Origin of the sequence: Nitratireductor rhodophyticola, assembly GCF_019891355.1 — a bacterium.
Lineage (GTDB): Bacteria > Pseudomonadota > Alphaproteobacteria > Rhizobiales > Rhizobiaceae > Nitratireductor > Nitratireductor rhodophyticola.
Genome location: NZ_JAHSSF010000001.1, coordinates 881,149 through 907,975, shown reverse-complemented (window position 1 = coordinate 907,975; position 26,827 = coordinate 881,149). Strand labels below are relative to the sequence as shown.

The following is a 26,827-nucleotide window of genomic DNA, read 5'->3' as shown; positions in this document are numbered from 1 at the left end:
AAAGCGAGGGTGCGACAGTGACTTTCATCGAGAACTTATTTGGCGTTATCGGAGACTTAACCTGGGGATGGTCGCTGATCCCCATCCTTGTCGTCCTGGGCATTTTCATCACCGCGCTGACCGGTTTCGTTCAGCTCCAGTTTTTCAGACGCATGTTCCGCGTCCTCTCTTCCAAAAACCAAAGCGGAGACCCCAATGCGATCTCCGCGCGTGCGGCTCTCCTCGTTTCCGTTGGCGGGCGGGTCGGCGGCGGCAATATAGCCGGCGTCGCCGTGGCCATCACGCTCGGTGGGCCAGGCGCAGTGTTCTGGATGTGGGCGATTGCCCTGGTGGGCATGGCGACAAGCCTGGTGGAATGTTCCCTGGCGCAGCTCTACAAGCGGCGCGAACCGGACGGCACATTTCGCGGCGGCCCGGCCCGGTCGATCATTCATGGTCTGGGGGCCGAATACAAATGGCTCGCCGTGCTTTATGCGATCTGCCTCATCGCGGCGTTCGCCATCGGCTTCAACGCCTTTCAGGGCAACACGGTCGCCGGCGCGGCGCAGGAAAGCCTCGGCATCGACCGCGTGTGGTCTGGCCTCCTGCTGACCGTCATCGCCGGTTTCATCGTCTTCGGCGGTATCCGCCGCATCGCCAAGGCAGCGGACATTGTGGTTCCCGTCATGGCGGTCGCCTATCTGCTGATGGCGATCATCGTCATTCTCATCAACATCACCGAACTTCCCGGTGTTCTCTATTCCATCGTCATGAATGCGTTCGGTCTCGAACAGGCGGTTGGCGGCGGCATGGGGGCTGCACTCGCACAGGGCCTGCGCCGCGGTCTCTTCTCCAATGAGGCCGGTCTCGGCTCGGCTCCCAATGTGGCGGCCACGGCCGATGTCCGCCACCCGATCAGCCAGGGCATCACCCAGTCCTTCTCGGTTTTCATCGACACGATCGTGATCTGCAGCTGCACGGCGTTCGTGATCTTATTGGGGGATGTCTACACGCCAGGCGCCGAAGCCATCGACGGCGTCGTTCTGACCCAGCAGTCGCTGGTCTCTCATCTGGGTGAGTGGACCCAGTATTTCCTGACCTTCATCCTTCTTCTCTTCGCCTTCAGCTCGATCATCTACAACTACTATCTGGGTGAGAACGCGCTGACGGTGATCAGCGAACACCCGCTGGCCATCAACGCCCTGCGTGCGATTGTGATGGGGATCGTCTTTCTTGGCGCCGTGGCTCCCGGTGCCACCGCGGTGTTCTTCTTCTCCGATCCGATGATGGGCATTCTGGCGCTGGTCAATCTCATCGCCATCATGATGCTCCTGCCCACATGCCTGCGGATATTGAAAGACTTCAGGGAGCAGTTGAGGGCGGGTGTCGAGCGGCCGGTGCTCGATCCGGAAAAATTCCCGGATCTCGATATCGACCGTACGGCCTGGACCGGAAGGGTGAGTGACGAACCAGCACGCGCCTGATTGCCGTGCCAGGATTGACGCGTTGAAAGGGCAGGGGATCCTGCCCTTTTGCTTTTGAAGGTTCAGAAGCCCAGGAGAATGGCCGCCGCGATCGACATCGCCACGGCGAGCGCGGTGAGGCCGACGAACACCCGCGCCCTGTCCAGGAACATGGCATATCCCGCGCCCCAGGCCGAGGTGCCTGCTCCGAGCGCAAAAAAGAACGCATCCCGCTCTCCGAAAGCCAGCGCCGCAGCCATCAGGCCTCCGATCACAATGGCGCCGAACGTTACGATGGTGGCAGCGGCATAGGCGTCGTAGCGGTCGTTCATTCTTCGTCCCTTCAAAGTGCACTGTCAGGCGTCACGCACGCCCACCCGCATGCTTACCACTAGCAGGTCATTTCGACGAAAGAAACGCTTCTGCCCTTTGGAGCGCTCTAGGGTCAGGACCTGTTAATATGATCACAATGGCGTTCGATAGACCAAGAGATGTAAGGAGAAGCCCGCAGAGCGGGGTCTTCCCCCCGGTCAAGGGGTTTGACGCGGCAGATCGCCGGTCTATCGAGCGTCCTTCGGATCGGCCTGATTTGCACGGCCTACTTTGTCGCAAGACCTTGAAAGACATGAAGTCTTCCTGCGGTCCTGCTCCGCGTATCCGCACAGATCAGGCCGACCATTGCGACCATATTAATAGGTCCTGACCCTAATGGGCTGGCGCGGTCGGTTCAATCAGACTGAATGCTGAATTAATTTTCACTCACTGTTGCGATTTGAAATAACGCGCGTTATGTCAGTAGCCATGTCTGGTATTTTCACATGAAGTGTGAGGCACAATGAAGTCTCACAATGCACCTGAAGCATGCAGGCCTATGTGAAATATTTTGCAGGTGTTCGGCCTGTATTTCATTTTCCATAAAATAATCAACCAAGAGGAATCATGAAACCCAAGCTACGGGTCGAGAATGTTTACAAGATATTTGGAGACTATCCAGAAAAAGCGCTCGAAGGTCTGAAGCAGGACAAGTCCAAGATCGAGATTTTCGAGGAAACGGGGCAGACGGTCGGTGTGCAGGACGTCAGTTTTGATGTCCGCGAAGGCGAGATTTTCGTGGTCATGGGTCTCTCCGGCTCCGGCAAGTCGACACTCGTCAGAACATTGAACGGCCTGATCCCACCCACCTATGGCAAAATTCTGATCGATGAAGACGACGTGGCGAGCTGCTCGGCCGAACGCCTGCGCAGGGTGCGGCGTGAGAAGATCACCATGGTGTTCCAGCATTTCGCGCTGTTTCCGCACAAGACGGTCGCCGAAAACGCCGCCTACGGTCTGAAAATCAAGGGAGAAGGGGCCGCGTCGCGGCGCCAGAAGGCGCTGGCCGCGCTCGAGCAGGTCGGTCTTGCAGCCTACGCGGACAGCTATCCGGACGAACTGTCGGGCGGCATGCAGCAGCGCGTCGGGCTTGCGCGCGGGCTCGCCACCAATCCCGAGATTCTGCTGATGGACGAGCCGTTCGGTGCGCTTGATCCGCTGATCCGCCGCGAAATGCAGGAAGAGCTCCTTCACCTGCAGAAAAAGCTCAAGAAGACCATCATCTTCATCACCCACGATCTCAACGAGGCGCTGCTTCTTGGTGACAAGATCGCCATCATGAAGGACGGACGCTTCGTTCAGGTCGGCACCGCGCAGGAGATCGTCGACAATCCCGCCGATGACTATGTTGCCGCCTTTGTTGGCGACATCGACCGGGGGCGCGTGTTCGACGCTGCTCATGTCGCCGAGCGTCCGATTACCGTGGAACTCGGGGAGAAGGGGGCTGCGGAAAAGGCACTCGACCTGATGGAGGAGCACAACCGCAACGCGCTCTATGTGGTCGAGGAGGACCGGATCGCCGGTCTCGTGACCTATCAGGAACTGGCGGTTGCCGCCCGCGAGGAAGGCCGCACCGACCTTTCGGAAGTGCTGGTTACGGAGGTTCCGACCGTTTCGCGCGAGACGCCACTCAACGAGCTCTATGGTGCAGCGAGTGCCGGCTACCCCATTGCCGTGGCCGACAAGCGTGGCCGTCTCGCCGGGGTAATCGAGCCGCAGGCGGTGTTTTCCCAGCTCTCGGGCGAGGAGAACGACGATACGGCAGCATCTGTGGATGAAGCCGAAGCCAGCTCCGCACAGAAAGGAGAACGCCAATGATCAGCCCCGCCGATCTCGTTCAGATTCCGCTCGACGACTGGGTGAACAGTTTCGTCCGCGACTTTCTGGTGCCGAATTTCCGGCCGTTCTTCCGCGCCATGCAGACGCCGGTGACGGCCGTTCTAGGCTGGCTCGACGCCTTCTTCCACTGGCTGCCCATGCTGGTTTTCACGGCGGGCCTCACGCTCATCGCCTGGCGCACCGCTGGACGCGGCGTCGCCATCTTCACGCTTGTTGCGCTCGCCTTTATCGACATGATCGGCCTGTGGCCGGAAACCATGACCACCCTGTCGATGATCATCACCTCGGTGCTCTTCTGCGCCATTATCGGCATTCCGCTCGGCATCTGGAGTGCGCGCAGTGATCGTGTGCTGTTCGTCGTGCGGCCGATTCTCGACATCATGCAGACGATCCCGTCCTTCGTTTATCTGGTGCCGATCGTGATGCTATTCGGCGTCGGCATGGTGCCGGGCATCATCGCAACGATCATTTTTGCCCTGCCGCCGATCATCCGTCTCACCAATCTGGGCATCCGCAATGTCCGGGGTGATCTGATCGAAGCGGCGGAAGCCTTCGGCTCCACGCGCTGGCAGATGCTGTGGGAGGTGCAGTTTCCGCTGGCCCTGCGCACCATCATGGCCGGTCTGAACCAGACCCTGATGCTGGCGCTGTCCATGGTGGTCATCGCTGCACTCATCGGTGCCGGCGGGCTTGGCCTCACGGTCTATACGGGCCTTGGGCGCCTGAATGTTGGCGCAGCCACCGCCGGCGGCATCGGCATCGTGCTTCTGGCGATCATTCTCGATCGCATCACGCAATCGCTCGGCGAGAAAAAAGCCGTGCAGTCGCCTTCGCTCTGGCAGACGCTGCGCTCGATGTTTGCGCTCGGCAAGCCGGGTGACGAAGAAAAAGCGGGCAAGGCCGCATAGGGCACCGTCCGTCTCGCGGGACGCGGCTGCGCGTTCCGCTTTCACGGCAGCGGCCAGGTCCTGACCCCGAACGCTGCCACAGTTCATGAACACGAATTTATGGAGACTGCTTATTATGACTGGTCTTAAGAAAACCATTCCCGCAATCGCAGCGCTCGCGCTGCTCGGCTCCGTCGCAATGCCGGCGATGGCGCAGGACGGCCCCGGCGCCGGCAAGACCATCAAGATGGCTCAGGCCACCTGGGATACGGGCTGGTTCCACGCCGAAATCTACAAGCAGATGTTTGAAGAGCTTGGCTACACGGTCGAAGGCCCGACCACGCTCGACAACCCGCCCTTCTACCAGGCGGTCGGCTATGGCGATGTTGACCTCTGGGTGAACGGCTGGTTCCCGATCCACGACACCTATCGCCCGGCTTTCGAGGCATCTGCCGAGATCATCGGTGCTGTCGCGGCCGGCGGCGCGCTGCAGGGCTACCTCGTCGACAAGGCGTCGGCTGAGAAGTTCGAGATCAAGACGCTTGACGATTTCAAGCGCGACGAGGTCAAGGAAGCCTTTGACCGCGACGGCGACGGCAAGGCCGATCTCGTCGCCTGCCCGCCCGGCTGGGGCTGTGAAGTGGCGATTGAGGATCACCTGACCGAGTATGGCCTCAAGGATCACGTCAACGAGATCAAGGCGAGCTATTCGGCTTCGATGGCGGACGCTGTCGCTGCCTATGAGAGCGGTGAGCCGATCCTCTTCTACACCTGGACGCCCAACTGGACCGTCAACGAGCTGAAGATCGGTGATGACGTGGTCTGGATCCAGGTCCCCGAAGAGGCAACGGATGAGAACGCCGCTGCCGGCATCGATGGCTGTGTTGCCGATCCGTGCGTCATGGGCTTCGAGGCCAATGACATCGTGCCTGTCGCCAACTCCGGGTTCCTTGAGGAAAACCCGGCCGTCGCAACGCTGCTCAAATCGGCATCGATCCCGCTCGAGGACATCTTTGCCCAGAATGCGGCAATGAATGACGGCGCCGACAAGCCCGAAGACATCAAGAAGCAGGCTTCGGAATGGATTTCCGGAAACCGCGATGTGGTCGATGGCTGGCTGGATGCAGCCCGCAAGTCGGCTGAATAACCCGTTGCATACGCGGCCTCATTTCCCCCGGGCCTTCTGAAACAACCGAACCGCGCGCTCTGACCGGCGCGCGGTCCTCACTGAAGCCGGGGCGGGGACGTGTAGATCGGCACATTCAGATTGGGCGTGTTCGGTGTGATCAGGCGCGGAATGTCCCGCTGGCCGCGCATCCATTCCTGATGCTGGTCCTCCTGCATGTCGCGGCCGCGTTCCAGGTCACGCTGCATGCGTGCCTGCCGCGCACGCTCTGCCTCGCGCGCCGAAGTTTCGTCCGCGGAGGCCGGCGCGGCAGCCAGCGCTGCCGCAAGGGCGGCTGCGACCATCAGGACGGTCATGTGTCTGACAGGCAGTCTCATGACATTCATTTAATGTGCGCCGGCGTGTTTCGACAGGTTGTCTCAGAAAATTTCTAGTTCAGGAGCAGGATTGCGCCATTGAGCACACCGGCGAAAAGCACCCAGGCCGCATAGGGCAGGAACATGAGCGCCGAAAGGCGGTCCACGCGCCAGCTTGCGATGATGAAGGCGATGACCGTGGCCGCCAGCAGCAGAATGATCACAAGCGCAGGGCCGATCATGTGCAGCGAAAAGAAGACTGGCGACCAGGCGAAGTTGAGCAACAGTTGCAGCCACCACAGGCGCATCGCCGGTTCGCGGCGCCCTCTGAGCCAGACACGCGCACCCGCCACGGCGATCAGCACATAAAGCACCGACCAGGTGGGTGCGAAAACCCAGTCTGGCGGGTTGAATGCAGGCTTGTTCAACCCCGCATACCAGATGCCGGGAGCCGTCACATATCCTATGACGAGACCGCCACCGACAACGAGAATAAGGAAAAACGGGAGAACGCGCAGAAGGGGCATGGGAACGTCCAGAAGTGTTGGAGCAAGCAAGGTCAGGGGAACCTGTCTGGCTTAATCACATTAACGTTTCAGGCTCGTTTGCGTTCCATCCAGACGGGCCGCGCCCCGGACAGGTCAGGTGCATAATCAAAATCTCAAGCGGAAAGCACGTCACCCCGGTTGCCGTGTCGCACACGCATCTGTATTGCCGGAAGAAGGCTGCGCCCGTTCGCAGAGCTTTAGATCCCAGCCAGGGAGGTCCATTTGAGCGAACCGGAAGGACTGAACGAAAACGCTGACGCCGAAGGCGCGGAAGCCATGGGCATCTATGACGCAGACGGTGTGGTTGCAGCGCCGTTCCTCGCTCATATCGGCGCAGCCATAGCCGACCGCGATACAATCACGCTCCGCCAGGAAGTCGGCGCGCTTCATCAGTCCGAGGTCGGTGACCTGCTCGAAGCGCTTTTGCCCGACCAGCGCCTCGCGCTCGTCGTGCTGATGGGCGATGATTTCGACTACACCGCGCTGACCGAGGTGGACGAGGCGATCCGTCTCGAAATCCTCGAAAACCTGCCCAACCAGCAGGTTGCACGTGCCGTCGAACAGCTCGATTCGGACGACGCCGTCTACATTCTGGAGGACCTCGATCAGGAGGACCAGGACGAGATCCTGGCCGAACTTCCCTTCACCGAGCGCGTGCGCCTGCGCCGTTCGCTCGGCTACCCGGAAGAAACGGCCGGTCGGCGCATGCAGACCGAGTTCGTCGCGGTCCCGCCGTTCTGGACCGTCGGCCAGACCATCGACTATATGCGCGAAGAGCAGAACCTGCCCGAAAGTTTCTCGCAGATTTTCGTCATAGACCCCACCTTCCGCCTCGTGGGCGCCGTTGATCTCGACCGCATCCTGCGCACCAAGCGCGGGGTGAAGATCGAGGATGTGATGCGCGAGACGCGCCACGCCATCCCGGCCACGATGGACCAGGAGGAAGCCGCGCAGATCTTTGAAAAATACGACCTTCTGTCGGCCGCCGTTGTTGACGAAAACGAACGCCTCGTCGGCGTGCTCACCATCGACGATGTGGTCGACGTCATCCAGCAGGAAGCGGAGGAAGACCTTCTGCGCCTCGGCGGCGTCGGTGACGAGGAACTCTCCGACCGTGTCTGGACGGCGGCACGCTCGCGCGTCCCCTGGCTCATGGTCAACCTGATCACCGCATTCCTCGCCGCTTCCGTCATTGGCCTGTTCGACGATACGATTGAGAAGGTCGTGGCGCTCGCCATCCTGATGCCCATCGTTGCCGGCATGGGCGGCAATGCCGGATCGCAGACCATGACGGTCACGGTGCGCGCGCTCGCCACCCGCGACATCGACATCTACAATGCCGGCCGCATCATTCGCCGTGAAATGGGCGTCGGCCTCCTGAACGGCGTCGTGTTCGCCACGCTGATCGGCGTGGTCGCGGCCACCTGGTTTCAGGACTACAATCTCGGCGGCATCATCGCTGCGGCAATGATCATCAACATGTTCGTTGCGGCCCTTGGCGGCATTCTCATCCCGCTCCTGCTCGACCGGGTCGGCGCCGACCCGGCAGTGGCATCAGCCGTATTCGTGACTGCCGTTACCGACGTGGTCGGCTTCCTCGCTTTCCTCGGCCTCGCCACCTGGTGGTTTGGGATTTAGTTCAGGCAGGCACCGGCATTGCCGACCGCCGCGCCCGATAGAGAATGAAGAATGCAATGGCCATATTGCCAAAATTCCAGGCAATCCCGTTGAGGAAAGCGGCCTGATAGGAGCCTGTCAGGTCATAGATCCAGCCCGACATCCAGCCGCCGAGCGCCATACCGCTAATGGTCGCCATGATCACAACACCAATGCGCTGACCCGCCTCGCGCGCCGGGAGGTACTCTCTCACGATGATCGCGTAGCTCGGCACGATGCCGCCCTGCGATAGACCGAAGATGAACGACACCATGTAGAGCGAGGCGAGCCCGTTGAAGGGTATGTAAAGGAACAGCGACAGACATTGCAGCACCGAACCGATCAGCAGTGTCGGCACGCCGCCGATGCGGTCGGCGAGCAGACCCGAAACCAGCCGGTTGGCAATGCCCGCGCCCAGCATCAGCGACAGCATCTCCGCGCCGCGTGCGATGTCGAAGCCCAGGTCGATGCAATAGGCGACGATGTGCACCTGCGGCATTGCCATGGCGACGCAGCAGCCCAGCCCGGCGAACACCAGAAGCCCCTGCAGCGTGCGCGGCGACAGGTCGATCGGCTTTCGTCCGCCCGGGCGCCGCAAATGGGCGGCTGCGATATCGTCGGCCTGGTTCACATCGGGTCTGACCCGCATCAGCAGGGCCAGCGGCACGATGCTGACGACGCAGAAAATGCCAATGCCGAGAAACGTTATCCGCCAGCTCGTGTGTTCCAGCGCGAACTTGATGACGGTCGGCCAAAGGACGCCGGAGAGATAACTACCGGAGGCGACCGACGCCAGGGCGATGCCCCGCCGCTTCTCGAACCAGTGGGAAATGTCCGCCAGAAGCGGGCCGAAACAGGCCGAACCAGCAAGCCCGATCAGTCCCTGCAGGATCACAAACTGCCAGAGTGCGGTCGTGAAGCTCGAGGCGATGAAGCCAGCGCCAAGGGCTGCACCCGCGAGTGCCACGGGCAGCGCCACGCCGATCCGGTCTGCAAACCGCCCGATAAGCACATTGCCAAGCGCAAAGCCGATCATGGAACTGGTATACGGCAGGGACGCCGCCGCACGGTCGACACCGAACTCAGCCTGAATCGGCGGAAGCACGACGATGAAGGCCCACAGACCCACCGTGCCGAATGTGCCCAGAAGCAGCGCGATCGTCATGCGGAACCAGGCATAGGAACCGTCGACTACGGTTTCGCTGGCGCTATGGGCAGGGCGAAGTTGCAAGCCGATTGGTCCTTGTTCGAAAGCGTTTCGCCCGCGCGGCTGAACCTGTGCGAACTGGTCTTCTTTCATAGCCGAGGGGGATAGGACGCCGTAGGGCCACGCCCGCTCCGGCGCCTGTCCATGGGAATGGGCTGCCGTCAGCCCGAACGCCCTTGGGCGGAGGCGGGTCCGGCTGCCGTCGTACGGACGGACCCTTATGCAGCTGTCCCGTTCGCGATTGCCCGTTTAAAGCCCGTTTCCGGTTGCGCGCCCACCCACCGGCGGATGTCCCCTGCAATGTCTCCATACATGCCGTCCGGCAAATTGACTTTTACGTAAGAACCGTGCGACTTTGCTCCTCCTCGTTGAACAAATGCTCTCGATTGAAGGCTGGGCGGGGTGGACGTCGGCAGGCTGGGGCTTGCTGCATGATCCAGTAAAAGAATAACGCGGCACTCACCATTGGGGCACCGTCCGGGATGGGCGACAGGGGAGCCGTCATCAAAGGGCAGGGCGCGATGCGCGATTACTACTCCATCACCGAGCTGACGCGTGAGTTCGGCATTTCCACCCGGACATTGCGCTTCTATGAGGATGAAGGGTTGATCAAGCCGGTTCGACGTGGGCGGACGCGTCTCTACCGCCCGTCCGACCGCCATCTCGTCCGGCAGATACTGCGTGGACGCAGCATCGGTTTTTCCATTGCCGAGATTCGCGAGATCATAGAGGTCTACAAGGCCCCGCCCGGCGAGATCGGACAGCTCAAGCTCATGCTTTCGCGGATTTCCGAAAAGCAGCAGGATTTGCGCCAGAAGCGCCGCGATCTTGAAGACACGCTTGAAGAGCTTTCGCGTGCAGAAGAAGCCTGCGTGGAACGTCTGGCGGAACTGGGCGTGACCACCTGATACCGGTTGAGGCGTTCAGAACCAGCGGCGCACGCGTTTTTGATAGTCTCGATATTTCTTGCCGAAACGCAGTGCGAGATGCCGCTCTTCCGGTTCGATCGCCAGTTTCTGCGTCAGGAAACAGGCAATGACAAGAAGCACGAGGAACCATGGATTGCCCAAGACCAGGGCAATCCCTGCCAGGAGCACCGAATTTCCCAGATAAATCGGGTTTCGGCTGATGGCGAAAGGGCCGGTGGTCACCAGGGCATCCGCGCCACGTGTGGGCAGAATTGCCGTCCCCGCCCTGTGGAGCGTGCGCATGGCCTGCACGTCGAGGATCACGAACCCGACAATGAGCAGGCAGCCTATGGCGAAAAGGATGTCGGAAAGCGGCGGGCCGAACCAGGCCAGCGGATAGAAGATTCCGAGTGTTGCCGCGATGGCGATCGCCGCCAGATAGATGACGGGCGGCCAGGGAAAGCGTGCCGGTTGCCGTTCATGGTCGCTCATTCGAAAGGTCCCGCTGCACAGAATCGCTCCCCGTTTCTGCACGCATAGTGCATTCGGTGGCGATCTCGCTCAAGCGGCTTTGCGCTTCGTTTCCAGACGCCCCTGACATCATGCCCTCCAGGCGGTTTTCGGCTTTGAGCGTGTTGGTGAAGCAGGTGCAATAGGTGGCGCAAAAACCTGCATCGCGCGTCTCCGCGCACTGGCGCGCGCATGCCGCTGTGAAGCGAAGCTCGACAGGTTCCATTGCCGGCGGCCAGAGCTGGGCGAGAACCCACACACAGCCGATCAGAACCGGCTGGTGCAGGAGGTAGAAGGCGAGGCTATGGCGACCGGCGAAGCTGAAGGGCAGGTGCCAGCGCGCCGGCTTAATCAGTGCCAGCACGTGAAAGAACCCCGTATCTCTGGCGATGCGGGCGGCCCCCATGCCGGCGAGGACGGCACCGAACCAGGGAACCAGCGGCACGTAGTCGTTTGACGGCGGGCGGAACGTGGAAAGCCCGACCCACCAGAGGGCCGGTGCGTCGAAGAACGGCGCGCTGAGAAAGTGCGGCGCGGCCACACATCCGGCGGCAAGCGCCAGCAGGGCCCAGGCGGGAAAACGCAGGAATGCGAGGCCGAGCAGGCTTGCAAGGGCGATATGATGCAGGATGCCGAAGAAAATGAAGCCCTGAGGGAAGGCAAACCACGTGGCCACTGAAATCGCCGCCGCAGCCGCGGCGATCATGGTCAGGCGTTTGAGGAAAGCTCTCCGGCGAATCTGGTTCTCGTGGGCGAGATAAAGGCTGACGCCGACCAGGAACAGAAATGACGTTGCAATGCTGCGCGCAAACAGGCGCCACCCGCCGGTGATGGTGGTTCCGGCATCCAGATAGCCGAAGAATTCGAGGTCCCATCCGAAATGATAGACCGCCATGGCGACAAGTGCGGCGCCACGGGCAATGTCGATGGCTTCGATGCGTGATTTGCCTGCCGCTCGATGCCGCATCCTTTGTTCGCCCCGGGTATAATCATTGTTTTATGTTGTGATTATATTAGTCGGCGTTAAAAGTGGCCGAAAGACGGAGAGGTATTCAATGCAGACGGTTGAGGCGAACGGCGCATCCATCCCGGTTCTGGGAATGGGGACCTGGACTTTGAAGGGACAGGCCTGCACCGAGCTCGTTTCACAGGCACTGAAGGTCGGTTACCGCCACATTGATACCGCCGCTGCTTACGATAACGAGGAAGCCGTCGGCGAAGGCATTCGTGCCTCCGGAGTGAAGCGGGAGGAGGTGTTTCTGACCACCAAGGTCTGGTGGACGGACATCGGCGGTGGCGACCTCGAGCGCTCGGCGGAAGACAGCCTGGCACGACTGGGTTTCGAGCATGTCGATCTTCTCTTGATCCACTGGCCGAACCCGAATGTCGATCTGGCCGAGAGCATGCAGGCTCTCAACCGTGTCCGCGCAGGCGGGCTTGCGCGCCATATCGGCGTGTCGAATTTTCCGACAGCCCTTCTGGCAGAGGCCGTGCGTTTTTCCGACGCTCCGCTCGTGGCCAATCAGGTCGAGTATCACCCTTTCCTGAATCAGGATCGGGTGCACGAGGCGTGCCGCAGTGCCGGGATGGCGATGGTGTCCTATTGCCCGCTGGCGCGCGGCGGTGATCTCTTCTCGCAACCGGCAGTCGCAGGCCCGGCCGCACGTTACGGCAAGACCCCGGCACAGATCGTCTTGCGCTGGCATACGCAGCAGGATGGCGTGGTCGCCATTCCGCGCACCAGCAATCCGGGTCGTCTGGTCGAGAATGCAGACATATTCGATTTCTCTCTCGACGCTGGGGAAATGGGGGCCATCTCGGCCCTGCGGCAGAGAGGAAGCCGAATCTGCGATTACGACTTCTCACCCGTCTGGGACCGGGGCTGAATGCCTTCGGGAGAATGCAGGTTAACCCTGCGTTAGCTGATGTAAAATAGGGTACCCAAGGTTGTCATGGGCTCCGCGGCTGCGCGGTGTCGGGCACCCATGCCTTTGGGGGAAGGTGGATAGCGCATGTTGCAGGTCTCAGGCGCCCCGGAAAAGGGGCCCACCGACATTGCCGGTATGATTGCAGGCTCCATGCGCCGCATGGGGGTGATCGGTCTGCCGCGCAATTACGAAATCTTCTACGAGGTCTTCACCGGTACGAACCGCGATCTCGTCCGTGATTTTGAAGCACTGAACGGTCGCCCGACCCAGGAAGCCCTGGACAAGCTGTCGCTAAAATACTTCACACAGAACAGTCGGCAGACCGTTGTCGAGAATGCGCAGGAGCAGATCGCGTCGCGCGCCCAGGAAATTCTGTCGCTGCTTGGTCGTGAACGCAGTTCCCTGGAGAAGTTCGGTGTCATCCTCGACCAGACCTCCAGTGGGCTCAAGGGGCGCAGCGAGATCTCGCACGACATCATGCGCAAGATCGTGGGCATCATGGCTGCCGCAACCGAGACCACGATCGCGCAGGGACGCCAGATAACGCAGGCCATGGAGGAAAAATCCACTGAGCTTGAAGAGATGCGTTCCCAGCTCAAGCGCTACAAGCGGCTTGCCGACACCGACCCCCTGACCCGGATCTGGAACAGGCGGGCGTTCGACAAGCGCATGGCCGGCATTTTCGACGAACAGCGCTCGATCATGTTCCATGCGCTGATTCTGGCAGACATAGATGGTTTCAAGGCCATCAATGATCAATATGGTCACCCGGTCGGCGACAAGATACTCCAGGGCGTGGCCCAGATACTCAAAACCCAGTGCACGGATGACTGCTTCGTCGCGCGCACCGGCGGCGAGGAGTTCGCCATAATCGTTGAAGGCTTATCGGAGGAGGCGACCGTAAAGCTTGCCGAGACGGTGCGCCTGGCTGTCGAGAAGGCAGAGTTCATTATTGGTTCGGGCGCCCGCAAATGCGGGCCCATTCGTATTTCGCTCGGGGTTTGCATGGCAAGCGATGCCGCCAATGCGGACGAACTCTACGCCAAGACGGATCAGGCCCTTTATGCTTCCAAGGTCGATGGCCGCAACCGCGTGACCCTGTTCTCGAGCATCCCGAAAGGCAAGTTCATGAAGAACTGGCTGCTCTACAGAAACGATTGATGCGATCGCCTCTCTAACGGGATGCATTTTCCTCAACTTTGCCTATAGTTTGGCGAAAGCTGCGCCGAATTTTGCCCGATTTGTGATACACGGGGGCTTGAGGGGCGATTTGCGCGCGATTCAGGTCGCAGGTATTTTAAAAGTGAGGATACGGACAATGTTGAAGAAATCCATCGCGGTTGCGCTCGTGGCAGGGTTTTCTGCCGGCTGCGTGACCAGCACGGATCCCTATACCGGTCAGCAGAAAATCTCCAACACGGCCGGCGGGGCTGCGCTCGGTGCGCTGGCGGGTGCAGGCGTTGGACTTCTTGCCGGTGGCGATGACCGCCGTAACGCGCTGATCGGCGCCGGCATCGGCGCACTGGCCGGCGGCGCGGTCGGCTCCTATATGGACCAGCAGGAAGCGCAGTTGCGCGGCCAGTTGCAGGGCACGGGCGTGAGCGTCACCCGCCAGGGCGACTACATCATCCTCAACATGCCCTCCAACATCACCTTTGCCACCGATTCGGCCAACATTCAGCCGGCCTTCTACTCGACGCTCAATTCGGTTGCGCTGGTTCTGCAGAAATACAATCGCACGCTGGTCGACGTGTTCGGTCACACCGATTCGACGGGCGATGCAAATTACAATCTGGAACTCTCCCAGCGCCGCGCCGGGGCCGTTGCCAATTACCTGATTGGTCAGGGCGCGAGCAGCCAGCGTTTTGCGATTATCGGCCAGGGCGAGGCTCAGCCGATCGCCTCCAACGCGACGCCGGAAGGCCGCGCACAGAACCGCCGCGTGGAAATCCGCCTGTCGCCGCTGACCGGCGCCTGATAACGCAGGCCTGACACGAGACAGGAAAAGCCGCCAGCGCCCGCCGGCGGCTTTTTCGTATTTGGCGTTCTTTATTCGGCGGCCAGCGCCGTGGCGATCCGGGCCGCAAGCCGCGCGTTGTTTTTCACCAGTGCGATGTTGGTGACGAGGCTTGCTCCGTCCGTCAGTTCCAGAATGCGGGCGAGCAGAAACGGCGTCACATTCTTGCCCGATATGCCTTTCTCGTCCGCGTCCCGCTGAGCCGTTGCGATATGCCCGGCCATCACATCGGCGGCAATCTCCTCTTCGGCCGGCACCGGATTGGCAATCAGCATGCCGCCATCGATGCCGAGCGCCGTACGCGTCGCCTGGAAGCGCGCGATCGCCTCGGCCGTGTCCAGGCGCAGCGGTGCGGGGTAGGGCGAATTGCGCGACCAGAACGCCGGCATCGTGTCGGTCCCGTAGGCAATCACGGGAACGCCGCGTGTCTCCAGAACTTCCAGCGTCTTCTCCGTGTCGAGGATCGCCTTGGGGCCGGCAGAGACGACGATCACCGGCGTGCGTGCCAGTTCGTCCAGATCGGCGGAGATGTCGAAACTCGTCTCCGCCCCCTTGTGAACACCGCCAATGCCGCCGGTGGCGAACACGGCTATGCCGGCCATGCGCGCGGCGATCATGGTCGCGGCGACCGTCGTGCCGCCGCTCTTGCCCTCGGCGATGGCGAAGGCGAGATCGGCGCGCGACAGTTTCATCGGGTCCTTTGCCTGGGCCAGCTTTTCGCGCTCCTGGTCCGACAGGCCGATCTTTAGTCGCCCGTCGATAACGGCGATGGTGGCGGGCACGGCGCCTTCTTTGCGGATCAGTGCTTCCACGTCTCCGGCCATCTCGTTGTTGCGCGGCCAGGGCATGCCATGGGTGATGATGGTGCTTTCCAGCGCCACCACCGGCCTGCCTTTGGCAAAGGCTTCGGCGATGGGCGCGTGGACGTCGATAATGTTGTTGGAACGCACGGGAAAAACTCCTTTAGGGTCCTGATCCTAAGAAACAGAACGCGGCGCGGGCACCCGCGCAAGCGCCGCGTTGAATGCGCTGTCGTCGAATTCGGGCGCTGCCGCGGCGGAGGCAATGGCAAGCCCGGAGGCGGCCACGCCCTCGCGCGCGGCCTCCTGAAGGGGCAGGCCGCGCATCAGCGCGGCGATGCTTGCACCGGTCAGTGCATCGCCGGCACCGGTCACATCAACGACCGTCTCCACAAGCGGGGGCTCGATTTGCCAGTGATTTTCACCGTCAAAGACGGTCACGGCCCTGCTGCCGTCGGTGATGACGGCGGCGCGCAGGCCAAGATCGCGAAGCGAATCCACCGCCTGCCGGACTGGGGCACCGGTTTCAAGCCCGGCAAGGCCCCGCGCCTCGCGTGCATTCAGAAAGAGCGCAGCCAGATCGGCGAAGTGCGGTACGAGCCGCCCGGCCTTTGCCGGCGAAACGGCGATAGCGTAAAGCGGTGAGGTGCTGCGAATGGCGGCAAGCCGTGCCACCGCCTCTGCCGGCATGTTGGCGTCGCAGAGTATGGCGGACGCGCGGCTCGCGGCCTCCCGCGTTTTCGAGCGGCGCATCTGTCTGGCGAAAGCCATGTCATAGAGCGCCATGTCCGCCAGGCCCGTGATAAGCTCGCCGTCATGATCGAGGATCGCTGTGTAACTCGGCGTCGCGCGGTCGAGAAATGTCGCCGAGAGATCCTCGAACCCGGCTTCTTCAATGGCTCTTGCCACGGTGTCGCCCGCCGCATCCCCGCCACGCAGGGAAAGGAGCGACACGGCCACGCCGCGCCGGCCCGCCATGCGCGCGGCATTGAATATGCCTCCGCCGACATCTTCGCGCATGCGTCCCGGGTTGGAGGTGGCGGGGATATGCGGTGCGTCGAGACGTCCGCGTCGGTCCATATGAGCGCCGCCGACGGCAAGCAGACGGGGCGGGTTGACCAGGTTCATCGGGCCACTTTCCGAATCGCCCGATGCGGGAATGTCCGTCCGTTCTCCCGCCGGGCATCAGGCGTGCGCATGGGATCAATGATTGTGATCTCAGGTGCACAAAAATAGAACAAATTACATTTATCAAGCTTTTTCAATGCTCTAATGCCTATTGCAAAAATAGAACAAAAAGGGTACAGATGGCTATCGCGGATTTGGCGGAACCGCCTCCATTGACCTCGAAGGGGTGTTGTATCATGGCTCAGAATTCATTGCGGCTTGTAGAGGATAATTCGGTGGACAAAACCAAGGCTCTGGATGCGGCGCTATCGCAGATCGAACGTGCCTTCGGCAAGGGATCGATCATGCGGCTCGGCGCCAATGATCAGGTGGTCGAGATCGAGACCATCTCCACCGGGTCGCTGGGCCTCGATATTGCCTTGGGCGTCGGCGGACTGCCGCGTGGCCGCATTATCGAGATTTACGGTCCGGAAAGCTCCGGTAAGACGACGCTGGCGCTGCACACGGTCGCCGAAGCGCAGAAGAAGGGCGGCATTTGCGGCTTCATCGATGCCGAGCATGCACTCGATCCGGTCTACGCCCGCAAGCTGGGAGTCGATCTGGAAAACCTTCTGATTTCGCAGCCCGACACGGGCGAGCAGGCGCTTGAGATCTGCGACACGCTCGTGCGCTCCGGTGCGCTTGACGTGATCGTGGTCGATTCGGTTGCGGCCCTGACGCCGCGCGCCGAAATCGAAGGAGAGATGGGCGATTCCCTGCCGGGCATGCAGGCCCGCCTGATGAGCCAGGCGCTGCGCAAGCTGACCGCCTCCATCTCCCGGTCGAAGACCATGGTGATCTTCATCAACCAGATTCGCATGAAGATCGGTGTCATGTTCGGCTCGCCGGAGACGACCACGGGCGGCAATGCGCTCAAATTCTACTCTTCGGTCCGTCTTGATATTCGCCGCATCGGTTCCGTCAAGGATCGTGATGAGGTGGTCGGAAATCAGACCCGTATCAAGGTGGTGAAGAACAAGATGGCCCCGCCCTTCAAGCAGGTCGAGTTCGACATCATGTATGGCGAGGGCGTCTCCAAGACGGGCGAGCTGATCGATCTCGGCGTGAAGGCCGGTATTGTCGAAAAGTCAGGCGCCTGGTTCTCCTACAATTCGCAGCGCCTGGGGCAGGGGCGTGAGAACGCCAAGCAGTTCCTGCATGACAATCCCGAGGCAGCGCAGGAGATCGAACTGGCCCTGCGCCAGAATGCAGGCCTGATTGCCGAAAAATTCCTCGATGATACCGGACCGGGTGACCAGGACGGCGGGGATGCTGAGGAATAGAATCCCAGTCTCGCTGGTCCGGACAACGCCGCGGGGCCAGCGCGCTTCAATCCGATGAAATCAGAACACCGCCACCTGCTGGCGGTGTTTTTTATAAGCCGGCGTCAGCCACCTGTGTCGCCTTATGCTGACGGGATTTCTGGACAGGTCCCGGCGCTGACGTTAAAAGGCGGGCTTCTGTTCCCCGCTTGTCTGGGCGGGCTTCTCGCAAAGGCTGAATCATGAGTGGCGTCAACGACATCCGGTCGACCTTTCTCGACTATTTCAAGAAGAACGGACACGAGATCGTGGCCTCCGGCCCGCTTGTCCCGCGCAACGACCCGACCCTGATGTTCACCAATGCCGGCATGGTGCCGTTCAAGAACGTGTTCACCGGGCTGGAGACGCGACCCTATGATCGCGCCGTAACGGCCCAGAAATGCGTGCGCGCCGGCGGCAAGCACAACGACCTCGACAATGTTGGCTACACGGCCCGCCATCACACCTTCTTCGAGATGATGGGCAATTTCTCCTTCGGCGACTATTTCAAGGACCGCGCCATCGAGCTTGCGTGGAACCTTGTCACGAAGGAATTCGGCCTCGACCCGAAGCGTCTTCTTGTCACTGTCTACCACACGGATGACGAGGCGGCCGATTTCTGGAAGAAGATCGCCGGCCTGCCCGACGACCGCATCATCCGCATTGCCACGAGTGACAATTTCTGGGCCATGGGTGACACCGGCCCCTGTGGCCCGTGCTCGGAAATTTTCTACGATCACGGCGACCACATTCCCGGTGGCCCGCCCGGAAGCCCGGATGAGGATGGCGACCGTTTCATCGAGATCTGGAACCTCGTTTTCATGCAGTTCGAGCAGGTGACGCCGGACGAGCGGGTTGACCTGCCTCGGCCCTCCATCGACACCGGCATGGGGCTCGAGCGCGTGGCGGCTGTCCTGCAGGGCGTGCATGACAATTACGACATCGATCTTTTCCGCGCGCTCATCCACGCGTCCGAGGAGGCGACCGGCGTGCGTGCCGAGGGCGCGCAGCATGCGAGCCACAAGGTCATTGCCGATCATCTGCGCGCGTCCAGCTTTCTGATCGCCGATGGCGTTCTGCCATCCAATGAGGGGCGCGGCTATGTGCTGCGCCGCATCATGCGTCGCGCCATGCGCCATGCGCAGCTTCTCGGCTCGAAAGACCCGCTGATGTGGCGCCTCGTGCCGGCGCTTGTGCGTGAGATGGGCCGCGCCTATCCGGAACTGGTGCGCGGCGAGGCCCTCATCACCGAAACGCTGAAGCTCGAGGAAACCCGCTTCCGCAAGACGCTGGCGCGCGGCCTGACGCTGCTGTCCGACGCCACCAGCGAGATGGGCGAGGGCGACCTGCTCGACGGCGAAACCGCTTTCAAGCTTTACGATACATACGGATTCCCGCTCGACCTGACGCAGGATGCGCTGCGCCAGCGCGGCATCCATGTGGACCTGACCGGCTTCAACGACGCCATGGAGCGTCAGAAGGCCGAGGCGCGCGCAAACTGGGCAGGCTCCGGCGAAGCGGCCACCGAGGCCGTCTGGTTCGCCGTCAAGGACAAGACCGGCGGCAGTGATTTTCTCGGCTACGAGACCGAGGAAGCCGAAGGCGTGGTCTCCGCCCTTGTGCGCGATGGCGCGATGGTCGATCACGCAGCCGATGGCGATGAAGTGGCCATTGTCACCAACCAGACCCCGTTCTATGGCGAATCCGGTGGCCAGGTGGGAGACACCGGCGTGATCACCGGCGAGGGCTTTTCCATTGCAGTGGCCGACACCCAGAAGAAGGGCGACGGGCTTCTCGTTCATTTCGGCCGCGTCGAGAGCGGTCGGGTCGGGATTGGTGACGTCGTTGCGCTAAAGGTCGATCACGCCCGCCGTGCGCGCGTCCGGGCCAACCACTCGGCCACGCATCTTCTGCACGAGGCGCTGCGCGAGGTGCTGGGCACGCATGTGGCGCAGAAGGGGTCGCTCGTGGCACCCGAGCGCCTGCGCTTCGACTTCTCGCATCCCAAGCCCATCTCGGACGACGAACTCGCCCGCATCGAGGACATCGCCAATTCCATCGTGTTGCAGAATGCGCCGGTCGAGACCCATCTCATGGCCGTCGACGAGGCGATCGAAGCCGGTGCCATGGCCCTGTTCGGCGAGAAATATGGCGATGAGGTTCGGGTCGTGTCCATGGGAACCGCGCGCGAGGGCGAAAAGGCCGGCAAGACCTATTCGCTGGAGCTGTGCGGCGGCACACATGTGAGAGCCACCGGCGACATCGGCCTGATCCGCATTGTCTCCGAGGGCGCTGTCGCTTCGGGCGTGCGCCGCATCGAGGCGCTGACGGCCGATGCCGCGCGGCATTATCTCGGCCAGCAGGAGCAACAGCTGAAGCTTGCCGCCGGCGCGCTCAAGGTTGCGCCCGCTGATGTGCCCGCACGACTGGAGAGCGTGCTGGAAGAACGCCGCAGGCTGGAGCGCGAGCTTTCCGAAGCCAAGCGCAAGCTAGCGCTTGGCGGCGGCGGTTCCGGCGCATCCGATGCCGGCACGGAAACGGTCGCCGGTGTCGGCTTCATGGGGCGCGTGGTCGATGGCATTTCGCCAAAAGACCTGAAACCGCTGGCCGATGACGGCAAGGCATCGCTCGGCTCCGGCGTCACGGTTTTTGTGGGAACCTCCGAAGAGGGCAAGGCCAGTGTCGTGGTTGGCGTCACCAAGGACCTCATCGAGCGTTTCAGCGCCGTCGATCTCGTCCGCGTCGCCTCCGCCGCCATAGGCGGCAAGGGTGGCGGCGGTCGTCCCGACATGGCGCAGGCCGGCGGGCCCGATGGCTCGAAGGCCGCCGAGGCCATCGCCGCCGTCAAGGCTGCGATGGAAGGCTGACTGGCCACCAGCTCTCAAATCGCATGAACATCAAGTGCCGCGCGTCCCATCGGATGCGCGGCGTTTTCTTATCCGCGTTCAGCCGCTGCGTGTTCCGCCCGCGCCTCGCCCGCGGTGCCTTTTCACCGCGCGCCGCACCAGCACGCCCAGGAGCACCGTCAAGGCGGCAGCGCCGATCAGCCAGCCCAGATTGGCCAGAAGCTCGGCAATGCTGGCGATGGAGCGGCTGAAAGCGTAGCCGATCGACAGATAGCCAATGATCCAAACGGTTTCTCCCGCCAGGTCCCAAAGCAGGAACTTGCCCCAGTGATAGCGCGTCAGCCCGCTGGTCAGGTTGATCCAGGGGCCAAGCGGGCTCACCAGCCAGCGACTGAAGAAAACGCCGAACCCGCCCCATTTCGCCGAAAAGCGCTCCGCCCGGGCGAAGTTTCCCGTGTCGGATGCGCCACCCCTGAACATGCGGCCGAGCAGGCTGCGTCCGCCGAGGCGCGCCACCGCATAGCCCGACTGGTCGCCGAGAACCGCACCCGCAAGCGCCCAGGCGAAAACCTGGGCCGCGCTCAGGTCACCATCGGCAATCAGCGCACCTGCCGTCATCAGAAGGATCGAGGTCGGGAGCGGAACGCCAAACTGGCCAGCCGCCAGGATCACGCAGATGCCGGGCAGGCCGTAAAGCGCGAAAAGAGCAAGAATCTCCTCTGTCACTGCGCCGTTTCCCCGCCCTTGGCACGCAGTGTCTCCACGGCCTGTTCCACCTCGCGGATGAGGGTATCGGCTGGAACCTCACGCTCCCTTGCGATTTGCGCGATACTGCGCCGGTCATGGTTTTCCGTCGAAAGGTCGAGCAGGCCGCGCAGTTCCTGCGGCGGGATCTCCCACGAGCGGGCGACATAGCCAATCGTCATCCACTCCTCGACCGGCACCGAACGGTGGCTCGACCAGTAGGCATAGAAGGCGACGGTGCGCGCGGCCAGAAACAGCGTGACGAGAAGGGCGGCGCAGAAGGCGATGAAGAGCAGCCTGTTGTGCCGCCACAAGGATTTTATCGCGCCGCGCATTCATCGCTCCAGGGTGATTGCCGTTGACCTTATCTCGCAGGGATGGGGCATATTTGTCGAGCGTGAAGAGGCGCAATGCCTGGCTTTCGATGTCATGAATTTCCTGCGCTTCACCGATGCCGTATTCATTGCCTGAGAAAAATTGTTCACGTAATGTTCTTTTTGATTCCACGGGCGATATAAGGATAAGCCATGATCAAAGGGAGCTGCTGTTGCGGAGCCGTGAAGTTCGAGTTGCTGGCGAAGCCGTCCATGATGGGCACCTGCCACTGCTCGCGATGTCGAAAAGTCGGCGCCAGCACCATCGCTTTCATAAAGCGCGAAGACCTGAAATGGCTTGAGGGGAGGGAGAACGTCGCGCTCTACAGGCCGGGACCGCCTTATCAGTACGGCCGCTGTTTCTGCAGGGTCTGCGGAACGTCTCTTGGCGAGATACTGTCCCAGAGCGAAACCTTCCCCATCGCGGCGAACGCGCTGGATACGGATATCGATCTCAAGGTCAAGTTCCACGAGTTCACATCAGAAAAGCCCGGTTGGTATGGGATCTGCGATGAGGCTCCGCAGTTCGAGGGGCATCCCCCCTCATAAGGTATTGGACCATTTCGGGATTGTCGGCTCGACCGGCCGCCTGCGCCCCTTCATTGCTGCCCAATGAGAAACGGCCGGAACGCGCGGTTCCGGCCGTTTCGATCTTCAAAGCGCGCTGAACTCGCGAAGAGCCTCTCAGCTCATCGCCTTCTGCAGGTTCTCATCGATCTTGTCGAGGAAGCCGGTGGTCGAGAGCCAGGGCTGATCGGGGCCGATGAGCAGCGCCAGATCCTTGGTCATGTGACCGGATTCCACCGTGTCGATGCAGACCTTTTCCAGCGTGGCGGCAAACTTCGCCAACTCCTTGTTGTCGTCCAGCTTGGCGCGGTGGGCAAGGCCACGCGTCCATGCGAAGATCGAGGCGATGGAGTTGGTCGAGGTTTCCTCGCCCTTCTGGTGCTGGCGGTAGTGGCGCGTCACCGTGCCGTGCGCGGCTTCGGCCTCCACCGTCTTGCCGTCCGGCGTCATCAGCACCGAGGTCATCAGGCCGAGCGAACCAAAGCCCTGTGCCACGGTGTCGGACTGCACGTCGCCGTCGTAGTTCTTACAGGCCCAGACATAACCGCCCGACCATTTGAGCGCCGAGGCGACCATGTCGTCGATCAGGCGGTGCTCATAGGTGATCTTGGCTTCCTTGAACTTGTCCTCGAACTCGGTCTCGTAGATCTCCTGGAAGATGTCCTTGAAGCGCCCGTCATAGGCTTTCATGATCGTGTTCTTCGTGGAGAGGTAGCACGGCACCTTGCGCATCAGTGCGTAGTTCATCGAGGCGCGGGCGAAGTCGCGGATGGAATCGTCCAGATTGTACATGGCCATCGCAACGCCGGAAGAGGGAGCGTCGAACACCTCGTGCTCAATGGTCTCGCCATCCTCGCCGACGAATTTGATCGTCAGCTTGCCCTTGCCGGGGAATTTGAAATCGGTGGCGCGGTACTGGTCGCCGAAGGCGTGGCGGCCGACGATGATCGGCTGCGTCCAGCCCGGAACCAGGCGCGGAACGTTCTTCATGATGATCGGCTCGCGGAAGATCACGCCGCCGAGAATGTTGCGGATCGTGCCGTTCGGCGAACGGTACATGCGCTTCAGGCCGAATTCCTCGACGCGCGCCTCGTCCGGCGTGATGGTCGCGCACTTCACGCCGACGCCGTATTCCTTGATTGCGTTGGCCGCATCGACGGTGATCTGGTCGTCGGTCTCGTCACGGGCCTCGATGCCGAGATCGTAATATTTCAGATCGATGTCGAGATAGGGATGGATCAGCTTTTCCTTGATGAACTGCCAGATGATCCGCGTCATCTCATCGCCGTCGAGCTCGACGACCGGATTGTCCACCTTGATCTTACCCATGAAAAAGCTCCGCAATTGTGGTGTGAAACGGCGCGGCAAGGAGAGGCCACGCAAAGGTCGGCTGCCCTATAGCATTCCTTGTTGAAAGCGCAAAGCGGGGAGGTGTGTTTTGCACTTGACGCCGTGTAGTTACACTGTACGGTGCCGGCATGAGACGCGATCCCTCCAGATACAACATGGCCGATTGCCTGCTTTTGAACACCGTCATGGCCGCCCGCGCCATGACCCGGCGTTACGATGAACGTCTCAAACCCTACGGTGTCTCGGTCATCCAGTTCTCGGTTCTGATGGTGTTGCGGGCCGGGCGCGACGAGCCGGTCAGCCGCATGGCCGAGCGGGTGGCAATGGACCGCACCACGCTGTTGCGCAATCTGGAGCTGCTGGTCCGCAGGGGGCTGGTGCGGACCGAGCCGGCGCTAAAGGGCAATGGCCGCCGCTTCCTGCTAAGCGGGAAGGGAGCGGCGCTGGTCGAAGAACTGGTCCCGCACTGGCGCAGCGCTCAGGCAGAGGTTCGCGCGCTCCTCGGCGAAGATGACAGCGAACGGGTGTTGGCCGCGCTGAAGCAGCTTACCGCCGGTCAAGCTGACTGAGCCCACGTGAACGTCTGAACATGCGTGCCACGGAGAATGGCAGACATCGTTTGAACAATATAGTGTAGATACACTAGTGTAGATACATCAAAGGAGATAGCTCATGACGCAGAACGACCCCGTGGTGGTGACGGGCATGGGGGCCGTGAGCCCGCTTGGCGTCGGTGTGGAGACAAACTGGCAGCGTTTGCTCGAAGGCAAAAGCGGCGTTGTCCGCAACGACCGCTTCGATGTCAGCGCCTATGCCTGCACCATTGCCGGCCTTGTGCCGCCCAGGGAACGTGACCCGCATGGCTTCGACCCACGCGATCATATCGACGCGAAGGACATCAAGAAGATGGACCGCTTCATCCAGTATGGCCTTGCCGCTGCGGATGAAGCGCTGAAACAGGCCCGCTGGACGCCCCAGGGCGAGGCGGAGCGCGCCCGCACGGCCACCGTCATCGGCAGCGGCGTGGGCGGTTCGCCGCTCATGGCCGAGGCAGTGGAGACCATTCTCACCAGGGGGCCGCGCCGCCTCTCACCCTTCACGGTGCCCGCCTTTCTCGCCAATCTCGCCGCCGGCTGGGTGTCGATCCGTTATGGCTTCACCGGTCCCATCGGTGCGCCGGTCACGGCCTGTGCGGCAGCCGGACAGGCTATCGGCGATGGCCTGCGTCTTATCATGACGGGCGAGGCCGATGTGGTTGTGTGTGGTGGGGCGGAGGGCTCCATCGACCCGATTTCCGTCGGCGGATTTTCAGCCGCCCGCGCGCTGTGCACGAGCTACAACGAAACACCCGAAAAGGCATCGCGTCCCTTCGACCGGGATCGGGCAGGCTTCGTTCTGGCAGAGGGCAGCGCCATGCTGGTTATCGAGCGTCTCAGCCACGCGCGCGCCCGCGGGGCCATACCGCTTGCTATTCTGGCCGGCTACGGCACCACGGCGGACGCTTATCACCTTACGGCCGGACACCCCGACGGGCGCAGCGCTGCGGTTTCCATGCGTCACGCGCTGTCCATGGCCGGTTTGACGCCCGCAGACATCGACCACATCAACGCTCATAGCACATCGACCCCGGTGGGCGATGCAGCGGAGATTGCGGCCATCAAGAGCCTCTTTGCCGACCGGGGCAGAGATATTGCCATCGCCTCCACCAAGTCGGCGACCGGTCATCTTCTGGGGGCCGCCGGGGCCATCGAGGCGATCTTCTCCGTGCTGTCCCTCCGTGACGGCGTTGTGCCGGCGACGCTCAACCTGGAGAACCCGGATGAAGCCGCCGCGCGGTTCGACCTCGTGGCCGGTGCGCCGCGTCGCAGGAAGCTGCGCCATGTGCTGTCCAACGCCTTCGGCTTTGGCGGCGTCAACGCGGCACTTGTCTTCAGCGCTGCGCCATAAGCGCTTCAGAAGCGGTCCCGTGTGGCGCTGGCAACAAAGTCCATCAGCGCGCGGATGCGCGCGGCGCGCCGCAATGTGGGGTGCGTGAGAAGCCACAGATCCACATCCAGTGCCGGGACCGCTTCCACGCATTCCAGATCGGGATCATCTGCGGCCGCGTAATCCGGAAGGACGGCAAGCCCGGCGCCGTTCTTCACCGCGCTCAACATGCCGGGTGTGGTGTTCACACGCATCCGGCTGCGCTCCGAAAGCCGTTCAGCCTCCATCCAGCTTTCAAGCGCCGCGTAGCCCATGTGGCGGCCGGGCCCCACCCAGCCCAGCCGTGATTGCCGCCAGGGTGCGTCGAGCAGGCCGCGCCGCGCATAGATCGACTGGCGGACAAGCCCGATCCTGCGTCCCACAAGATGGCCGGGCGGCTGGTTCGCCGGTCTGATGGCGATATCGGCCTCGCGCTCGGTCAGGTTCAAAACGCTGTTCGAAAGCACGAGGTCCAGCTCGATGTCCGGATAGCGTTCGCAAAAATCGGCCAGGATGGGCGCGAGGCAGCATTCGTGAAGCGTATCCGTGGTGGTCACGCTCACCGCGCCGGACGGGCGAAGATCGCGCCCGATAACCTCGCGCTCGAGCGCGTGCACTTCCGCCTCCATACGCCCTGCAGCCGCGATCGCCTCTTCACCTGCGGCGGTCGGTGCGTAGCCGTGGCGTGAACGTTCGAACATCGTCACGCCGATGCGCCGCTCCAGCTCGCCAAGCCTGCGGAACACCGTTGGATGGCTGAGGCCAAGCGCCTTGGCCGCACCCGTCAGTGAGCCCGCCCGTCCCACGGCCAGCACAAGCCGCAGATCGTTCCATTCAAGTTCATCTTTCATTTTTGCAAGCGGGGCTTTCAATTTTTGCCAGTCGAATTGCAGAAACAAACAGCCTAGATCCTCTCC

General features: G+C 61.9%; 26 protein-coding genes. 14 read left to right on the top strand and 12 right to left on the bottom strand.

The features are described 5' to 3' along the window. The first annotated feature begins 17 nt into the window (after positions 1–17). Positions 18–1,463 carry an alanine/glycine:cation symporter family protein gene (locus tag KUG85_RS04260; RefSeq protein ID WP_223004242.1) on the top strand — a complete coding sequence of 482 codons (1,446 nt, stop codon included), beginning with the start codon at positions 18–20 and terminating at the stop codon, positions 1,461–1,463. 62 nt (positions 1,464–1,525) lie between these two features. On the opposite strand, the gene KUG85_RS04255 is transcribed toward KUG85_RS04260, so the two are convergent. Beyond that, positions 1,526–1,774, bottom strand: a complete 249-nt coding sequence (locus KUG85_RS04255; RefSeq protein ID WP_065817648.1) for a hypothetical protein — start codon at positions 1,772–1,774, stop codon at positions 1,526–1,528. A 607-nt stretch (positions 1,775–2,381) separates the two neighbouring features. Here KUG85_RS04255 and KUG85_RS04250 point away from each other — a divergent pair. The 3 genes from KUG85_RS04250 (at position 2,382) to proX (ending at position 5,687) form a co-directional block, all read left to right on the top strand. Next, positions 2,382–3,632 (top strand): quaternary amine ABC transporter ATP-binding protein, encoded by a 1,251-nt coding sequence (locus KUG85_RS04250; protein WP_007007878.1) that lies wholly within the window; start codon positions 2,382–2,384, stop codon positions 3,630–3,632. Continuing rightward, positions 3,629–4,561, top strand: coding sequence for an ABC transporter permease (locus tag KUG85_RS04245; RefSeq protein ID WP_065817647.1), 933 nt, complete (start codon positions 3,629–3,631; stop codon positions 4,559–4,561). Before KUG85_RS04250 ends, KUG85_RS04245 begins: the two co-directional genes overlap by 4 nt. Before the next feature lie 115 nt (positions 4,562–4,676). Further along, complete coding sequence (proX, locus tag KUG85_RS04240) at positions 4,677–5,687, top strand: glycine betaine/L-proline ABC transporter substrate-binding protein ProX (protein ID WP_223004241.1); 1,011 nt, start codon at positions 4,677–4,679, stop codon at positions 5,685–5,687. Positions 5,688–5,764: 77 nt separating this feature from the next. Here proX and KUG85_RS04235 read toward each other — a convergent pair whose 3' ends face one another. Both KUG85_RS04235 and KUG85_RS04230 read right to left on the bottom strand, forming a co-directional pair. Beyond that, positions 5,765–6,043 (bottom strand): hypothetical protein, encoded by a 279-nt coding sequence (locus tag KUG85_RS04235; protein WP_223004240.1) that lies wholly within the window; start codon positions 6,041–6,043, stop codon positions 5,765–5,767. Positions 6,044–6,096: 53 nt separating this feature from the next. Further along, complete coding sequence (locus KUG85_RS04230; protein ID WP_223004239.1) at positions 6,097–6,549, bottom strand: TspO/MBR family protein; 453 nt, start codon at positions 6,547–6,549, stop codon at positions 6,097–6,099. A gap of 297 nt (positions 6,550–6,846) precedes the next feature. Here KUG85_RS04230 and mgtE point away from each other — a divergent pair, with 297 nt between their 5' ends. Then, positions 6,847–8,208, top strand: a complete 1,362-nt coding sequence (gene mgtE, locus KUG85_RS04225; RefSeq protein WP_051556252.1) for a magnesium transporter — start codon at positions 6,847–6,849, stop codon at positions 8,206–8,208. A 1-nt stretch (position 8,209) separates the two neighbouring features. Here mgtE and KUG85_RS04220 read toward each other — a convergent pair whose 3' ends face one another. After that, entirely contained in the window at positions 8,210–9,391 is a 1,182-nt protein-coding gene (locus tag KUG85_RS04220; protein WP_223004502.1) for an MFS transporter, read from the bottom strand. Positions 9,392–9,954: 563 nt separating this feature from the next. On the opposite strand from KUG85_RS04220, the gene KUG85_RS04215 reads away from it, so the two are divergent. Further along, on the top strand, positions 9,955–10,341 hold the full coding sequence (locus KUG85_RS04215) for a MerR family transcriptional regulator (RefSeq protein WP_007009810.1): 387 nt from the start codon (positions 9,955–9,957) through the stop codon (positions 10,339–10,341). 15 nt (positions 10,342–10,356) lie between these two features. On the opposite strand, the gene KUG85_RS04210 is transcribed toward KUG85_RS04215, so the two are convergent. Both KUG85_RS04210 and KUG85_RS04205 read right to left on the bottom strand, forming a co-directional pair. Further along, positions 10,357–10,833: a methyltransferase family protein gene (locus KUG85_RS04210; protein ID WP_223004238.1), complete on the bottom strand. Its 477-nt coding sequence runs from the start codon at positions 10,831–10,833 to the stop codon at positions 10,357–10,359. Then, positions 10,820–11,818: a DUF1624 domain-containing protein gene (locus tag KUG85_RS04205; RefSeq protein WP_223004237.1), complete on the bottom strand. Its 999-nt coding sequence runs from the start codon at positions 11,816–11,818 to the stop codon at positions 10,820–10,822. The genes KUG85_RS04210 and KUG85_RS04205 overlap by 14 nt, the downstream gene beginning before the upstream one ends. Positions 11,819–11,906: 88 nt before the next feature. Here KUG85_RS04205 and KUG85_RS04200 point away from each other — a divergent pair, with 88 nt between their 5' ends. From KUG85_RS04200 to KUG85_RS04190, 3 genes are all read left to right on the top strand, one after another. Beyond that, on the top strand, positions 11,907–12,737 hold the full coding sequence (locus KUG85_RS04200; RefSeq protein ID WP_223004236.1) for an aldo/keto reductase: 831 nt from the start codon (positions 11,907–11,909) through the stop codon (positions 12,735–12,737). 126 nt (positions 12,738–12,863) lie between these two features. Further along, complete coding sequence (locus KUG85_RS04195; protein ID WP_223004235.1) at positions 12,864–13,940, top strand: GGDEF domain-containing protein; 1,077 nt, start codon at positions 12,864–12,866, stop codon at positions 13,938–13,940. Between the two features lie 157 nt (positions 13,941–14,097). Continuing rightward, a complete protein-coding gene (locus KUG85_RS04190; protein WP_007009806.1) occupies positions 14,098–14,757 on the top strand; it encodes an OmpA family protein in 660 nt (219 codons plus the stop codon). 71 nt (positions 14,758–14,828) lie between these two features. On the opposite strand, the gene KUG85_RS04185 is transcribed toward KUG85_RS04190, so the two are convergent. Together KUG85_RS04185 and KUG85_RS04180 are read right to left on the bottom strand one after the other, a co-directional pair. Further along, entirely contained in the window at positions 14,829–15,746 is a 918-nt protein-coding gene (locus KUG85_RS04185; RefSeq protein WP_223004234.1) for a pseudouridine-5'-phosphate glycosidase, read from the bottom strand. A 27-nt stretch (positions 15,747–15,773) separates the two neighbouring features. Next, positions 15,774–16,724: a carbohydrate kinase family protein gene (locus KUG85_RS04180; protein WP_223004233.1), complete on the bottom strand. Its 951-nt coding sequence runs from the start codon at positions 16,722–16,724 to the stop codon at positions 15,774–15,776. Positions 16,725–16,960: 236 nt separating this feature from the next. Here KUG85_RS04180 and recA point away from each other — a divergent pair, with 236 nt between their 5' ends. Next, on the top strand, positions 16,961–18,046 hold the full coding sequence (gene recA / locus KUG85_RS04175) for a recombinase RecA (RefSeq protein ID WP_007009803.1): 1,086 nt from the start codon (positions 16,961–16,963) through the stop codon (positions 18,044–18,046). A 221-nt stretch (positions 18,047–18,267) separates the two neighbouring features. Further along, positions 18,268–20,931 carry an alanine--tRNA ligase gene (alaS, locus tag KUG85_RS04170; protein WP_223004232.1) on the top strand — a complete coding sequence of 888 codons (2,664 nt, stop codon included), beginning with the start codon at positions 18,268–18,270 and terminating at the stop codon, positions 20,929–20,931. Positions 20,932–21,009: 78 nt separating this feature from the next. On the opposite strand, the gene KUG85_RS04165 is transcribed toward alaS, so the two are convergent. Together KUG85_RS04165 and KUG85_RS04160 are read right to left on the bottom strand one after the other, a co-directional pair. Beyond that, positions 21,010–21,636: a DedA family protein gene (locus KUG85_RS04165; protein ID WP_223004231.1), complete on the bottom strand. Its 627-nt coding sequence runs from the start codon at positions 21,634–21,636 to the stop codon at positions 21,010–21,012. Continuing rightward, positions 21,633–21,989 (bottom strand): hypothetical protein, encoded by a 357-nt coding sequence (locus KUG85_RS04160; protein ID WP_141686056.1) that lies wholly within the window; start codon positions 21,987–21,989, stop codon positions 21,633–21,635. Before KUG85_RS04160 ends, KUG85_RS04165 begins: the two co-directional genes overlap by 4 nt. A 192-nt stretch (positions 21,990–22,181) precedes the next feature. Here KUG85_RS04160 and KUG85_RS04155 point away from each other — a divergent pair, with 192 nt between their 5' ends. Further along, positions 22,182–22,577 carry a GFA family protein gene (locus KUG85_RS04155; RefSeq protein ID WP_255606248.1) on the top strand — a complete coding sequence of 132 codons (396 nt, stop codon included), beginning with the start codon at positions 22,182–22,184 and terminating at the stop codon, positions 22,575–22,577. 135 nt (positions 22,578–22,712) lie between these two features. Here the strand turns inward: KUG85_RS04155 and KUG85_RS04150 are convergent, their stop codons facing one another. Next, positions 22,713–23,924: an NADP-dependent isocitrate dehydrogenase gene (locus KUG85_RS04150; protein ID WP_065817634.1), complete on the bottom strand. Its 1,212-nt coding sequence runs from the start codon at positions 23,922–23,924 to the stop codon at positions 22,713–22,715. Between the two features lie 149 nt (positions 23,925–24,073). On the opposite strand from KUG85_RS04150, the gene KUG85_RS04145 reads away from it, so the two are divergent. Then, complete coding sequence (locus KUG85_RS04145; RefSeq protein WP_255606247.1) at positions 24,074–24,514, top strand: MarR family winged helix-turn-helix transcriptional regulator; 441 nt, start codon at positions 24,074–24,076, stop codon at positions 24,512–24,514. Between the two features lie 103 nt (positions 24,515–24,617). Continuing rightward, complete coding sequence (gene fabF / locus KUG85_RS04140) at positions 24,618–25,892, top strand: beta-ketoacyl-ACP synthase II (protein WP_223004230.1); 1,275 nt, start codon at positions 24,618–24,620, stop codon at positions 25,890–25,892. A gap of 5 nt (positions 25,893–25,897) precedes the next feature. Here the strand turns inward: fabF and KUG85_RS04135 are convergent, their stop codons facing one another. Continuing rightward, entirely contained in the window at positions 25,898–26,761 is an 864-nt protein-coding gene (locus KUG85_RS04135; protein WP_255606246.1) for a LysR family transcriptional regulator, read from the bottom strand. Positions 26,762–26,827 lie beyond the last annotated feature (66 nt).

Coding starts and splice junctions, on each gene's coding strand:
- KUG85_RS04150 (WP_065817634.1), bottom strand. CDS start 23,924: ATGGGTAAGATCAAGGTGGACAATCCGGTCGTCGAGCTCGACGGCGAT.
- KUG85_RS04210 (WP_223004238.1), bottom strand. CDS start 10,833: ATGAGCGACCATGAACGGCAACCGGCACGCTTTCCCTGGCCGCCCGTC.
- alaS (WP_223004232.1), top strand. CDS start 18,268: ATGAGTGGCGTCAACGACATCCGGTCGACCTTTCTCGACTATTTCAAG.
- KUG85_RS04230 (WP_223004239.1), bottom strand. CDS start 6,549: ATGCCCCTTCTGCGCGTTCTCCCGTTTTTCCTTATTCTCGTTGTCGGT.
- KUG85_RS04135 (WP_255606246.1), bottom strand. CDS start 26,761: ATGAAAGATGAACTTGAATGGAACGATCTGCGGCTTGTGCTGGCCGTG.
- mgtE (WP_051556252.1), top strand. CDS start 6,847: ATGGGCATCTATGACGCAGACGGTGTGGTTGCAGCGCCGTTCCTCGCT.
- KUG85_RS04220 (WP_223004502.1), bottom strand. CDS start 9,391: ATGACGATCGCGCTGCTTCTGGGCACATTCGGCACGGTGGGTCTGTGG.
- KUG85_RS04180 (WP_223004233.1), bottom strand. CDS start 16,724: ATGAACCTGGTCAACCCGCCCCGTCTGCTTGCCGTCGGCGGCGCTCAT.
- KUG85_RS04255 (WP_065817648.1), bottom strand. CDS start 1,774: ATGAACGACCGCTACGACGCCTATGCCGCTGCCACCATCGTAACGTTC.
- KUG85_RS04200 (WP_223004236.1), top strand. CDS start 11,907: ATGCAGACGGTTGAGGCGAACGGCGCATCCATCCCGGTTCTGGGAATG.
- recA (WP_007009803.1), top strand. CDS start 16,961: ATGGCTCAGAATTCATTGCGGCTTGTAGAGGATAATTCGGTGGACAAA.
- KUG85_RS04190 (WP_007009806.1), top strand. CDS start 14,098: ATGTTGAAGAAATCCATCGCGGTTGCGCTCGTGGCAGGGTTTTCTGCC.
- KUG85_RS04160 (WP_141686056.1), bottom strand. CDS start 21,989: ATGCGCGGCGCGATAAAATCCTTGTGGCGGCACAACAGGCTGCTCTTC.
- KUG85_RS04195 (WP_223004235.1), top strand. CDS start 12,864: ATGTTGCAGGTCTCAGGCGCCCCGGAAAAGGGGCCCACCGACATTGCC.
- proX (WP_223004241.1), top strand. CDS start 4,677: ATGACTGGTCTTAAGAAAACCATTCCCGCAATCGCAGCGCTCGCGCTG.
- KUG85_RS04245 (WP_065817647.1), top strand. CDS start 3,629: ATGATCAGCCCCGCCGATCTCGTTCAGATTCCGCTCGACGACTGGGTG.
- KUG85_RS04155 (WP_255606248.1), top strand. CDS start 22,182: ATGATCAAAGGGAGCTGCTGTTGCGGAGCCGTGAAGTTCGAGTTGCTG.
- KUG85_RS04250 (WP_007007878.1), top strand. CDS start 2,382: ATGAAACCCAAGCTACGGGTCGAGAATGTTTACAAGATATTTGGAGAC.
- KUG85_RS04145 (WP_255606247.1), top strand. CDS start 24,074: ATGAGACGCGATCCCTCCAGATACAACATGGCCGATTGCCTGCTTTTG.
- fabF (WP_223004230.1), top strand. CDS start 24,618: ATGACGCAGAACGACCCCGTGGTGGTGACGGGCATGGGGGCCGTGAGC.
- KUG85_RS04235 (WP_223004240.1), bottom strand. CDS start 6,043: ATGAGACTGCCTGTCAGACACATGACCGTCCTGATGGTCGCAGCCGCC.
- KUG85_RS04215 (WP_007009810.1), top strand. CDS start 9,955: ATGCGCGATTACTACTCCATCACCGAGCTGACGCGTGAGTTCGGCATT.
- KUG85_RS04205 (WP_223004237.1), bottom strand. CDS start 11,818: ATGCGGCATCGAGCGGCAGGCAAATCACGCATCGAAGCCATCGACATT.